This window comes from Peribacillus sp. NPDC058002, from assembly GCF_042886655.1.
In the GTDB taxonomy this organism is placed as follows: Bacteria; Bacillota; Bacilli; order Bacillales; family DSM-1321; genus Peribacillus; species Peribacillus aracenensis.
The window spans coordinates 19,950-31,839 of record NZ_JBHVQU010000042.1 but is presented as its reverse complement, the minus strand read 5'-3'; the positions used below and the strand labels follow the sequence as shown (position 1 = coordinate 31,839).

Genomic DNA, 11,890 nt, shown 5'->3' with positions numbered 1-11,890 from the left:
TTTGATATATATGTATATTATGATATATTAATATTCCAGGGGAATCAATCCTTCATTTTATTGTAAAATCTGATTTTTTTTGTAAATAAAATAAAAAAAGTTAATTCCAACATCATTGTTTTTCTAAAATAGTGATAATCTGTTTAGGGTTTAATGGTATTTTTTTTATCGTGCGATTGCAGATAATTCAGGTAACTTTATTGATGAATATTTGATTCTCCGTTCCGATTGGTTCAACTAAGCATCAATGGGTTTAGAAGAAATGTCTCAAGAATTGATGGAATTTTCGCCATAGTTGGTCATTTTAAAAATGAGGAGGCTTTACGATGCAATTATTACCGCGTGAGATAGATAAGCTCATGATTGTAGTGGCAGCTGATCTTGCTAAGCGACGAAAAGAAAGAGGATTAAAATTAAACCATCCGGAAGCCGTAGCACTTATTACCTATGAAGTGTTAGAAGGGGCGAGGGATGGAAGAACAGTTGCACAATTGATGGAATATGGAGCAATGATTTTGTCGCGCGAAGATGTTATGGAAGGTATTCCAGAGATGATCCACGATATTCAAGTAGAAGCTACTTTTCCTGATGGAACGAAACTAGTAACGGTTCATAATCCAATCAGATAAGAATAGACAAGGAGGCATGCTCAAATGATACCAGGGCAACTATTTTTAAAAGAAGAAGAAATTATTTGTAATGCCGGGAAAATAGTCACAAAGCTGTCTGTAATTAATACAGGAGATCGGCCTGTTCAAATTGGCTCTCATTTCCACTTTTATGAAATCAATGAAGCTATTCAATTCAATCGCGAAGAAGCGTTTGGGAAACGGTTAAACGTCCCTGCGGGTGCCGCCGTTCGTTTAGAGCCTGGAGATGAAAAAGAAATAGAATTGATTGACTTTGGTGGAGAACGTCGTGTGTATGGATTTAATAATAAAACAGATGGATCCGTGGAAAGAGGGGGAAATCAATGAGTTTCAAAATGTCAAGAAAGCAATATTCTGGGATGTATGGTCCAACGACAGGAGATTCCATTCGTTTAGCGGATACAGATTTAGTGATCCAAATTGAGAAAGATTATACTACATATGGTGAAGAAGTCGTTTTTGGCGGCGGAAAAGTAATCCGTGACGGGATGGGGCAACATCCTCTTGCAACTCGCGAAGATGGAGTTCCGGATGTTGTCATTACAAATGCTGTTATCCTAGACTATACCGGAATTTATAAAGCGGATATTGCAATCCGTGACGGGAAAATTGCTGGAATCGGAAAAGCCGGAAATCCTTTAATAATGGATAATGTGGATATTGTAATTGGTGCTTCTACAGAAATCATTGCTGGGGAAGGGATGATCGTCACTGCTGGTGGAATCGACTCACATGTACATTTCATTAATCCAGCACAGGTTGAGACTGCATTAGCTTCCGGTCTTACAACTTTAATCGGAGGAGGCACGGGTCCTGCTGCAGGATCAAAAGCCACAACTGTTACTCCAGGTGAATGGAATATTCATAAAATGCTGCAAGCAGCGGAAGGATTTCCAATTAACGTAGGCTTCACTGGAAAAGGACAAGCTGCGAACGAAGAGGCGTTAGTTGAGCAAGTACGTGCAGGCGCAATTGGATTAAAAGTGCATGAAGACTGGGGAGCTACAGCCTCTGCTATCGACCACGCTCTCCGAGTAGCGGACCAATATGACGTACAAGTTGCCCTTCATGCAGACACGTTGAATGAAGGCGGATTTTTGGAAAACACGCTAGCGGCGATTAAAGACCGAGTTATTCATATGTACCATACGGAAGGGGCAGGGGGCGGACATGCTCCTGATTTAATTAAATCAGCGAGCTTTATGAATGTTCTTCCATCATCTACAAACCCGACTTTGCCATATACAATTAATACGATCGACGAGCATTTGGATATGTTAATGGTGTGTCACCATTTAAACCCATCTATTCCTGAAGACCTTGCCTTTGCTGATTCACGGATTAGACGCGAAACGATTGCGGCTGAAGATATTCTTCAAGATATGGGTGTATTCAGTATGGTTAGCTCAGATGCACAAGCAATGGGACGAATTGGCGAGGTTATTTTACGTACATGGCAAACAGCAGATAAAATGAAAAAACAGCGAGGAGCGTTGGAAGGTGACAGCGAGCTTTCTGATAATAATCGCGCGAAGCGTTATGTAGCTAAATATACGATTAACCCCGCTATCACTCATGGTATTTCTGGATATGTCGGTTCGATTGAAGTCGGAAAAATGGCGGACCTTGTCATTTGGTCACCGGCATTTTTCGGCGTGAAGCCTGAAATGATTCTTAAAAATGGCTTTGTTGCAGAAAGCTTAATGGGTGATGCCAATGCGTCCATTCCGACACCACAGCCAGTTATTTATCGTCCAATGTATGGATCTTATGGAAAAGCCATGTCTAAGAGCTCAATTACCTTTGTTTCTCAAGTCGCTTTTGATGATAAAGTGCATGAAAAATTAGGCTTGGAAAAAACGGTTCTTCCAGTTCATGGTATTCGAAACTTAACGAAAAAAGATATGAAGCTTAATTCCGAAACGCCTGAGATTACGGTTGATCCACAAACGTATGAGGTAAAAGTAAACGGGGAACTCATTACTTGTGAGCCTGTGGATATAGTGCCGATGGGACAACGCTATTTCTTATTTTGAGTCTTATTTTGAGGTGAAAATATTGATTATTGAAAAAATCGTTGCAAATATCGAAGCAATGGACAGAGAAGAAATTGCGAAACGCCATATGGAAAAGGTGTACCTGGAAAGTGCTAATTTAGTGAAACGGATTCAAAGAGTGACCACCGACCACGGCCACGAAATTGGCATTCGCTTAAAAGAACTGCGTGACCTAAAGGCTGGCGATGTTTTATATATGGATGATAAAAATATGATTGTCGTAGATGTCCTTTCCGATGATCTGTTGGTCATTAGCCCGCGAAGTTTAAATGAAATGGGAACGATTGCCCACCAATTGGGGAATCGTCACCTTCCAGCTCAATTTGAAGAGAATGATATGCTCGTTCAGTTTGATTATCTTGTTGAAGAATTGCTGCAAGAGCTTCAAATTCCTTTTACACGTGAAGAGCGGAAAGTAAAACAGGCTTTTCGTCATATTGGACATAGCCATGAATCCTAATATTCTTTCTTTATTCCAACTATGTGATTCGAATTTTCCAACTGGTGCTTTTAGTCATTCATATGGTCTAGAGACGTATATTCAAGAAGATCAAGTGTATGATCAAGCATCGTTTTCCAAGTGGCTTCATGTATATTTAAATGAACAGCTCGTCTATTCAGATGGGCTGGCAACCCGTCTTGTCTATGATGCCTTGGAAAATGAGGATATACAAACGGTGTGGAAGATCGATCGAATGCTGACGGTTCAAAATTTGCCGCGTGAAACGAGAGAAGGTACCAAAAGAATGGGAGAACGCATGGTAAACCTTGTAGGATCTTTATATGAGTTTCCTGTTCACTCGCTATATCAAAAACGGATTAAGGAGAAGCACTCCTTTGGACATCCAGCTATTGCATTTACGATGATAGGGCACCATCTTGGTGTTCCGAAAACAACTACCACCCTCTATTATTTGTATTCTACTGTTTCAAGTCTTGTTCAAAATGCCGTTCGGGCGATTCCGTTAGGACAGACCGCGGGACAGAAGACGATTCATGAGTTTCAAAGTGCTTTAATAGAAGCAACAGAAAAAATTCAAACTTTGGATAAAGAGGATTTTGGAATCGTTTCACCAGGTTTAGAGTTATCACAAATGAAACATGAGCGTGTGAATATTCGTATTTTCATGTCTTAATATAGAAGGAAGTGTTTTTATATGGAACCGATTAAAATTGGAGTAGGCGGACCTGTTGGAGCCGGAAAAACGATGTTGGTTGAAAGGCTAACCCGTCATTTAGAAGGTGAAGTCAGCATGGCCGTTGTGACGAATGATATTTATACAAAAGAAGATGCCAAATTTTTAATGCAAAATGGAGTCCTGCCGGCAGACCGTATTATTGGGGTTGAAACAGGCGGATGTCCACACACAGCTATTCGTGAAGACGCCTCCATGAATTTTGCGGCTATCGATGAATTAAAAGAGAAGCATCCGGACGTAGAGCTCATTTTTGTGGAAAGTGGAGGCGATAATCTTGCGGCGACTTTCAGCCCAGAGCTTGTGGATTTCTCCATCTATATTATTGATGTAGCTCAAGGCGAAAAAATTCCGCGTAAAGGCGGCCAAGGGATGATTAAATCAGATTTATTCATCATTAATAAAACTGATTTAGCACCTTTCGTTGGCGCAAGCCTCGAAGTGATGGAGTCTGATACGAAGGTTTTTCGCGGAAATAAACCGTTTGTTTTCACCAACTTAAAAGATAACACGGGGCTTGACCAGGTCATTGATTGGCTTATGAAGAATGCATTATTAAAAGGATTGGAATAATGGAAGACTGGACTGGAGTTTTGTGTCTAGATGTCGAAGATCGGATTGGAAAGACTGTAGCGAAAAATGTATATTTTCAGGGCGCATTGAAAGTTATGCGTCCGGTTTATCATGATGACTCTGGACAAGCTTGTTATTATATTTTGAACCCCGGTGGAGGCTATCTAGACGGAGATCGCTATAAAATACAAATTACGCTCGAGAAGCAAGCAAGACTAACCTTAACGACACAATCCGCAACAAAGGTTTATAAGACACCTAACACTCATGCCTACCAGGAAACAGAGATCTTTCTAAAGTCTGGATGTTATCTCGAGTATATTCCGGATCCGCTAATTATGTATCAGGACGCGCGCTATAAACAAAAAAATGTCATTCGCATGGAGAAAGGGGCGACCTTCCTTTATTCCGACATTTTAACCCCGGGGTGGTCTCCGGATGGAGATCGTTTCAGTTATAATCGGCTTCAATTCATCAATGAAATTTATATGGACGATGAGCTTGTGGCCTATGATCACATTCAATTGAATCCTGCTGCCCAAAATATAGAGGAGATTGGATTCATGGAAGGGTTTTCGCATTTAGGTTCCATGATTGTGGTTGGCGAACAAACAAGCCCTGACCTCCTTGATCGGTTATATCAGGCTATTAATGGAGATCGATATAAAATTGGACTATCTTTATTATCTGTACCAGGATTTACGGTTCGTGTATTAGCCAACTCGACAAAAGTAATAGAGGAAATCTTTACTGAGTGTCACCGAATTATTAGTCAAGAGTGGTTTATAACCGAACCGTGTTTTCTAAGAAAGTATTAATGCTTAGAACCCGGCAATCAAAAGGTTGCCGGGCTTTTATCCGGGTTAATCAGGCTGTGGTAAACCCCACTTATGGAAGTTTCACTTTATACGGGACAAAAAGTTTGAGGGAGAAATATTTATGGATGTTACATTGTTTTCAGTTTTAACGATAGGTTTTGTTTTGGGAATCAGGCATGCAATCGAGCCTGATCATGTGATTGCAGTATCAACAATTGCAAGTCAAAGCAAAAAGTTATGGCACGCTTCTCTAGCAGGAGTATTTTGGGGGATAGGTCATACGATAACATTATTTATAGTTGGTATTATTCTTATTCTTATGAAGGGTGAAATACCAGGGAAATGGTCTATGTCCTTAGAATTTTTAGTAGGAATCATGCTTGTTTATCTGGGTGTTACAACGATCCTTTCTTTCAAAAGTACCCATGTTCATACGCATGCACATGATGGAGATGAACATAAACATGTCCATACCCATGAACATGGTGGTAAACATGAGCATAAACACAAACATAAAGATGTTTCATATTTGAAATCGATGTCTATTGGTCTAGTCCATGGTCTCGCAGGAAGTGGCACTATGGTTATATTGACGATGAGTACAGTAAAGAGTGTTTGGGAAGCGGCTATTTATATCCTTTTATTTGGAGTAGGAACGGTCATTGGTATGCTTTTTTTCACTACGATTATTGGCATCCCTTTTGTGTTAAGTATGAAACGCGTTAAAATTAGTAGAACACTTGTATTCACAATGGGCACAATTAGTATGGTTTTTGGAATATATTATATGTATAATTTAGGGGTTAATGAAGGATTATTTAACCTTTGGTTTTAAGTCAGTAAGGAATGTTGGATCGATGAGTGCGAACATACACACTATTATTGAACGATATATGGATGAAGGGGGATTAGATGAATACGCTTGGATATGCGATACTTAGTTCGCTTGGTAGAAATCCATGTTCTGGCTATCAATTAGTTAGGTATTTAGAGGTATTATGGCCTGCGAAGCATAGTCAAATATATCCTCTGTTAACTAAAATGGAGAAGAATGGGCTTTTGGAATTTGAACATATTGAACAAACGAGTAAACCCGATAAAAAAATATATTCAATCACAGAAAAGGGAAGAGAAACTCTGGAAAATTGGGTCACTGAATTGCCTTCTGATCCCATCATTCGAGATGAATTTTTTATTAAGATATATTCGATTTGGTTATCGAATGAAGAAAATGCGAAAAAATTAATTCAGGACCGAATTTCTAAATTAGAACAAACCGTGGCTTTGCGAGAAGAAAATATAGCCAAAATTGAACAAGCACATGGGAAAGATGGGTTAGAAATGACATCTAAACATTTTGGAGGTTATATTCTTTTTAATAGAAGGAATAGGTTAGATGAAGAAGAAATTTCATGGTGTAAGTGGGTTCTGAATTTGATTGAGAAAGCAAGATTAAACAATTTATTGTTAGGAATCATGGTAGGAAAACTTAATATAATCATTTCTGACACGACCTTGATTTATTGACTATAGTCAAAAGTTACACATCACCTAATGTAAAGATAAACATGACTAAAATGTATCATGCCTTTTACTTTTTCTTTCACAATCGCGCCCGATTGCTGAAATTTGTTTACCATATTTCTGAATTCGTTGCCGTAAGATTCCCACGAGCAGTTTTATAAAAAAGATTGATTAAAATCATCTCACCTCTATAGATTTCTTAGAGGCGAGATGATTTTTTTATTGAATATTTATGTTAGTGTCACTATTAAGATTGTGAAGAAATGTACTTAAACTAACGGGGCAGTTTACTTCAAAAGGAAAAAATTTGAATACTATAAATATTGTTCTTTTGATTGCATGATAAAGGGCACCCAAAGGGATGCCCTTTTATTACAAATTATCTTTATCCTTCAACTTTATTTTGGCTGTTTTTGCATACTTTGTTTCTATTTACCAAGTAGTGAGGTGTGGTTGATTTCCCTCCAGATGCTCGCCTCCGCGGGGCGGGCGGTGAGCCCCTCGACGTAAACGCCTGTGGGGTCTCACCTGTCCCGCTGCTCCCGCAGGAGTCTCGCACTTTCGCTCCAATCAACCTTAAATCGTTTCATTTTAAAAACAACAATCTTTACGAAAAGAGCCTTTGTTTTTAAAGGTGAAAAGGTAAGTTCGAGATTAATATTAAAGTCCATACTTATTTATCTTTTTGTAAAGAGTGACTCTTGAAAAGCCTAATTCCTTAGCTGCCAATGTCTTATTACCGTGCGTTTTTTCTAATGCACTTTTTATTCGTTCTTTTTCTATTAGGCTTATCTCATCTTGAAATGTGATAGTAGCATGTTCAAACGTAATTTTTTTTGCCTTTTGCGGAAGAATATTCAATATATCACTGGCTTGCAATACAGTTTCATCAGTCATGACCACAAGTCTCTCTACAAAATTTCTTAATTCTCTTATGTTACCAGGCCAGTGGTATGAGGAAAATAACTCCATCATATCATTCGATTGAAATTGTATTTCTTTTTGATATTTAATAGAGAACTCTTCTATAAATAAATGTACCAGCTCTGGAACATCTTCTAATCTCTCTCGAAGTGAGGGGATATGAAGGGGAACCACATTCAGACGATAATATAAGTCTTCTCTGAATTCCCCTTTTTCCACCATCTCCTCCAGCATGCTGTTTGTAGCTGCTATTACCCTTATGTCTACTTTGATTGCTTTTGTGCCACCTACTCTATATATTTCTCCTTCTTGAAGAGTTCTCAAGAATTTAACCTGGATATCTAAAGGCATTGTGCCTAGTTCATCTAAAAATAGTGTACCGCCATTTGCTTCTTCTAGTTTTCCTGCCTTGCCACCCTGTTCAGCTCCTGTAAACGAACCTTTTTCATAGCCGAAGAATTCGCTTTCAAATAAGGGGGAAGGAATCGCACCACAATTAATAGGAACAAATGGCCTTTTTTTTCTAGAACTTGACTCATGAATGGCCTGTGCAAAAAGTTCCTTTCCTACACCGCTTTCCCCTAATATCAGCACTGTTGCATCAGTTGCTGCTACTTTAATAGCGGATGCCTTTATCTGATTAATAATTTTGCTACTGCCTTTTATGCTGGAGAACGGTAAGTTTTTAGCCTGATTAATGATTTGCTGTTTTAAATCTTGTAGCTTCGAGGTTGTAACAGAAAGCTTATCATTTAGTTTTACGGTAGCTGTTATATCACGATCTACCGATATGGCGCCAATCAGGTTGCCGCCATGGTCAAAAACAGGAGAAGAACTGATTGAAATATGCTTATCAGGACGAGGTTGATGATAAACATCAAATATTGGCTGTTTACTCTTTAAGATTTCGTACAATTTAATATCCTTCATTTGAAAATAGTTCTCTATGTTTTTCCCTATTATTTCATTTGAGTTAATTTGATAAGTATTTTCTGCTGCTTCATTCCAGTAAACAACCCGCCCCGTTTTATCAACAGCTGTGACTGCATCTTTACTGGTTTTTAAAATAGCTTCTAAATAAAAAAGGATAGTATCTCTGCTAAAATCCGCTATTTTGATCTGCCTCCTTTTACGGCTCTTTTGTGTAAGTTTACAGGTTTACATTATGTAAATAATATTTACACTTTTTATAATATTTTAAAAATGAAGTCTATTCAATATTTTTATTTAGAGTTTGATTTTTTTTTATTATTACGTATTAATCTTGCTATTGTACCATCCCTTTAACCCAGCTCCATCAGTTCAGAATAAGGAACATACACGTTATATAAAAGAGAATGACTTATTGTTAATTTTGTTTTTCTTATCGAAGTCATGCTGAAAAAAGTTTTTGGCATGCAAATTGCATTATGTCTAGTAGAATGCAAATTTTTGTGAAAAAAGAGAAGGTGTAGTGATGATCAATTTTTCTAAATTTATTGAAACTATCGATACCCACACAATGGGTCAGCCAACAAGAATTATTGTAAGTGGGGTTCCAAAAATTTCAGGAGATACAATGTTAGAAAAAAAAAATAATCTTAAAAAAGAAATACCTTGGCTAAGAAATTTATTAATGAACGAGCCACGCGGTCATCAGGATATGTTTGGGGCTATTCTTTGTGAACCTTCTCAAGAAGGTTGTGATGCAGGCTTAATATTCATGGACAGCGGTGATTATCTTAATATGTGCGGTCATGGCACAATCGGCACTATTACTGCAGGTATACAGTTTGGCTTGTTACCTCAAAAGGAATTGTTTTTTCTTGATACACCGTCAGGCAAGGTGGAATGTACAGCTAAATATAAAGATCAGAAAGTTAGTGAAGTGTCGTTCCGGAATGTGCCATCTTTTGTTCTTGAAAAAAATGTGAATATTGTTATTGAAGGTTATGGAACCATCAAATTAGATATTGTATTCGGCGGCAGCATATTTGCTATTGTGGACGCGTCACAATTTAATTTGAAATTAGAAACAAGCGAAACCCTTGTTTTATCTAAACTTGGTATGAGAATAAAACAAATGCTTAATGAGCAATTTTATTTTGAGCATCCGCAAAACCCCAATATTTGCACGGTGGATCTTATAGAGTTCAGCTTAAAAAAGGAGAAGAATCATTATCGCAATGTTGTTGTTTTTGGGAATGGACAAATTGACCGTTCACCATGCGGCACAGGTACTTCAGCCAAATTAGCAGCCCTGGATCTTCAAATTGGTGAAAGTATTATTCAAGAAAGTATTATCGATTCCAGATTTATAGGTAAAGTAGTTGGGAAAACGACAGTATCAGGTTTCGATGCTATCATTCCTGAAATTACAGGGTCAGCCTGGGTTACCGGATTACATCGATTTGCTTTAGAAGAAACCGATCCATATCAACAAGGCTTTACCTTAAATCAACAGTTTGTATTGGAAAAAGCTTAAGGCACAGGAAGCCGATGACAGTGAAGTATACCTATATGGCTTGCTACACTTAATCAAAATTTGATGAGGTTTCCACATTATCTATAAAGGAGAAAACTACATATGACTATGAATACTACATTACAAGAAAAATATAAGCACGAGCCATTCACTGATTTTACGATTGAAGAAAATAAAAATGCATGTAATCAAGCATTAAAAGTTGTTCAATCAGAGATGGGTAAAGGCTACCCCCTAATTATCGGGGGCGAGTCGATTACAACAGAAGAACAAATCATTTCGATTAACCCAGCGAATAAGGAAGAAGTAATTGGAAGTGTTTCCAAAGCAAATAAAGAGTTGGCTGAAAAGGCGATGCAAGCCGCGCTAGTTGCTTTCGATACTTGGAAAAAAGAAGACCCTGAAGTACGGGCGAATATTTTACTTAGTGCAGCAAAGATTCTCCGTGAACGAAAACATGAATTTTCTGCTTATCTAGTGAAGGAAGCCGGAAAGCCATGGAAAGAAGCGGATGCAGACACGGCAGAAGCGATTGATTTTCTGACTTTTTATGGACGCCAAATGATGCAATTAAAAGGGGGGGCTCCTGTAGAAAGCAGAGAAGGAGAAGCAAATACTTTTAATTATATTCCACTTGGTGTAGGGATCATTATTTCCCCATTTAATTTTCCATTGGCGATTATGGCTGGAACTGCGGCAGCGGCAATCGTAGCAGGGAATACCATTCTTTTAAAGCCGTCGAATAATACACCTGTAATTGCAGCTAAATTTGTAGAACTATTACAAGAAGCTGGCCTTCCTGAAGGAGTAATCAATTACATTCCAGGAAGTGGTGCAGAAGTAGGTGATTACCTTGTTGATCATCCTAAAACCCGCTTTGTATCTTTCACTGGTTCACGTGAGGTTGGCTGCCGTATTTATGAACGTGCCGCAAAAGTACAGCCAGGCCAAATCTGGTTGAAGCGTGTGATTGCTGAAATGGGTGGAAAAGATACTGTTGTAGTAGATAAAGATGCTGATTTAGATTTAGCGGCATCCTCGATCGTGTACTCAGCATTTGGATTCTCGGGTCAAAAATGTTCGGCTGGTTCACGTGCGGTTGTACACCAAGATGTCTATGACGAAGTTTTAGAAAGAGCAGCTGCTTTAACAAAGACTTTATCAATCGGTAATCCAGAAAACATGAATAACTACATGGGGCCAGTTATTGATCAAGCTTCTTTTAACAAAATTACAAAGTATATTGAAATTGGAAAAGAAGAAGGCAAGTTGATAACCGGCGGTGAAGGGGACGACTCTAAAGGCTACTTTATCCAGCCAACTATTTTTGCTGATGTTGATGAAAAAGCACGCATTATGCAGGAAGAAATTTTTGGTCCTGTTCTGGCTTTCAGTAAAGCCCGCGATTTTGATCACATGATGGAAATAGCGAACAATACGGATTATGGGCTAACTGGAGCGTTACTCTCAAATAATCCTGATCATATTAAACGGGCAAAAGAAGAATTTCATGTAGGAAATCTTTATTTTAACCGTGGCTGCACAGGAGCCATTGTTGGCTACCAGCCATTTGGCGGTTTTAACATGTCAGGAACAGACTCCAAGGCAGGAGGCCCTGACTATCTTATTTTACACATGCAGGCAAAAACGATTAGTGAAACAATTTAAGAAAGAAGGCAGCTTT

The 11,890-nt window shown here is 38.4% G+C and carries 12 protein-coding genes; 11 read left to right on the top strand and 1 reads right to left on the bottom strand.

The window, feature by feature from the left end; translation table 11 throughout:
* Positions 1 to 326 precede the first annotated feature (326 nt).
* The 9 genes from ACFVSH_RS10575 to ACFVSH_RS10535 all read left to right on the top strand — a co-directional run bounded on the left by ACFVSH_RS10575 (position 327) and on the right by ACFVSH_RS10535 (position 6,821).
* Entirely contained in the window at positions 327 to 629 is a 303-nt protein-coding gene (locus ACFVSH_RS10575) for an urease subunit gamma (protein ID WP_061465959.1), read from the top strand.
* A gap of 24 nt (positions 630 to 653) precedes the next feature.
* The gene (locus tag ACFVSH_RS10570; RefSeq protein WP_387603275.1) at positions 654 to 977 is read left to right on the top strand and encodes an urease subunit beta; all 324 of its coding nucleotides are present in this window, start codon (positions 654 to 656) and stop codon (positions 975 to 977) included.
* Positions 974 to 2,686, top strand: a complete 1,713-nt coding sequence (ureC, locus tag ACFVSH_RS10565) for an urease subunit alpha (RefSeq protein ID WP_387705870.1) — start codon at positions 974 to 976, stop codon at positions 2,684 to 2,686. Before ACFVSH_RS10570 ends, ureC begins: the two co-directional genes overlap by 4 nt.
* Before the next feature lie 22 nt (positions 2,687 to 2,708).
* Entirely contained in the window at positions 2,709 to 3,167 is a 459-nt protein-coding gene (ureE, locus tag ACFVSH_RS10560) for an urease accessory protein UreE (RefSeq protein ID WP_387705868.1), read from the top strand.
* Positions 3,157 to 3,843: an urease accessory protein UreF gene (locus tag ACFVSH_RS10555; RefSeq protein ID WP_387603284.1), complete on the top strand. Its 687-nt coding sequence runs from the start codon at positions 3,157 to 3,159 to the stop codon at positions 3,841 to 3,843. Before ureE ends, ACFVSH_RS10555 begins: the two co-directional genes overlap by 11 nt.
* Before the next feature lie 21 nt (positions 3,844 to 3,864).
* The gene (gene ureG / locus ACFVSH_RS10550; protein ID WP_387603287.1) at positions 3,865 to 4,476 is read left to right on the top strand and encodes an urease accessory protein UreG; all 612 of its coding nucleotides are present in this window, start codon (positions 3,865 to 3,867) and stop codon (positions 4,474 to 4,476) included.
* Positions 4,476 to 5,294, top strand: a complete 819-nt coding sequence (locus tag ACFVSH_RS10545; RefSeq protein WP_387705866.1) for an urease accessory protein UreD — start codon at positions 4,476 to 4,478, stop codon at positions 5,292 to 5,294. The genes ureG and ACFVSH_RS10545 overlap by 1 nt, the downstream gene beginning before the upstream one ends.
* A gap of 121 nt (positions 5,295 to 5,415) precedes the next feature.
* Entirely contained in the window at positions 5,416 to 6,129 is a 714-nt protein-coding gene (locus ACFVSH_RS10540; RefSeq protein WP_387603293.1) for a HoxN/HupN/NixA family nickel/cobalt transporter, read from the top strand.
* Between the two features lie 77 nt (positions 6,130 to 6,206).
* The gene (locus ACFVSH_RS10535; RefSeq protein WP_387705864.1) at positions 6,207 to 6,821 is read left to right on the top strand and encodes a PadR family transcriptional regulator; all 615 of its coding nucleotides are present in this window, start codon (positions 6,207 to 6,209) and stop codon (positions 6,819 to 6,821) included.
* 657 nt (positions 6,822 to 7,478) lie between these two features.
* Here ACFVSH_RS10535 and ACFVSH_RS10530 read toward each other — a convergent pair.
* Positions 7,479 to 8,855 (bottom strand): sigma-54 interaction domain-containing protein, encoded by a 1,377-nt coding sequence (locus ACFVSH_RS10530; RefSeq protein WP_387705876.1) that lies wholly within the window; start codon positions 8,853 to 8,855, stop codon positions 7,479 to 7,481.
* Between the two features lie 343 nt (positions 8,856 to 9,198).
* Here ACFVSH_RS10530 and ACFVSH_RS10525 point away from each other — a divergent pair, with 343 nt between their 5' ends.
* Entirely contained in the window at positions 9,199 to 10,206 is a 1,008-nt protein-coding gene (locus tag ACFVSH_RS10525; protein ID WP_387705862.1) for a proline racemase family protein, read from the top strand.
* Between the two features lie 108 nt (positions 10,207 to 10,314).
* Positions 10,315 to 11,874: an L-glutamate gamma-semialdehyde dehydrogenase gene (pruA, locus tag ACFVSH_RS10520; protein WP_387705874.1), complete on the top strand. Its 1,560-nt coding sequence runs from the start codon at positions 10,315 to 10,317 to the stop codon at positions 11,872 to 11,874.
* Positions 11,875 to 11,890 lie beyond the last annotated feature (16 nt).

What these genes read in the sequence shown, in the direction of transcription:
- ACFVSH_RS10575 (WP_061465959.1), top strand. Translation starts at nt 327, where the DNA reads ATGCAATTATTACCGCGTGAGATAGATAAGCTCATGATTGTAGTGGCA.
- ACFVSH_RS10570 (WP_387603275.1), top strand. Translation starts at nt 654, where the DNA reads ATGATACCAGGGCAACTATTTTTAAAAGAAGAAGAAATTATTTGTAAT.
- ureC (WP_387705870.1), top strand. Translation starts at nt 974, where the DNA reads ATGAGTTTCAAAATGTCAAGAAAGCAATATTCTGGGATGTATGGTCCA.
- ACFVSH_RS10555 (WP_387603284.1), top strand. Translation starts at nt 3,157, where the DNA reads ATGAATCCTAATATTCTTTCTTTATTCCAACTATGTGATTCGAATTTT.
- ureG (WP_387603287.1), top strand. Translation starts at nt 3,865, where the DNA reads ATGGAACCGATTAAAATTGGAGTAGGCGGACCTGTTGGAGCCGGAAAA.
- ACFVSH_RS10545 (WP_387705866.1), top strand. Translation starts at nt 4,476, where the DNA reads ATGGAAGACTGGACTGGAGTTTTGTGTCTAGATGTCGAAGATCGGATT.
- ACFVSH_RS10540 (WP_387603293.1), top strand. Translation starts at nt 5,416, where the DNA reads ATGGATGTTACATTGTTTTCAGTTTTAACGATAGGTTTTGTTTTGGGA.
- ACFVSH_RS10535 (WP_387705864.1), top strand. Translation starts at nt 6,207, where the DNA reads ATGAATACGCTTGGATATGCGATACTTAGTTCGCTTGGTAGAAATCCA.
- ACFVSH_RS10525 (WP_387705862.1), top strand. Translation starts at nt 9,199, where the DNA reads ATGATCAATTTTTCTAAATTTATTGAAACTATCGATACCCACACAATG.
- pruA (WP_387705874.1), top strand. Translation starts at nt 10,315, where the DNA reads ATGAATACTACATTACAAGAAAAATATAAGCACGAGCCATTCACTGAT.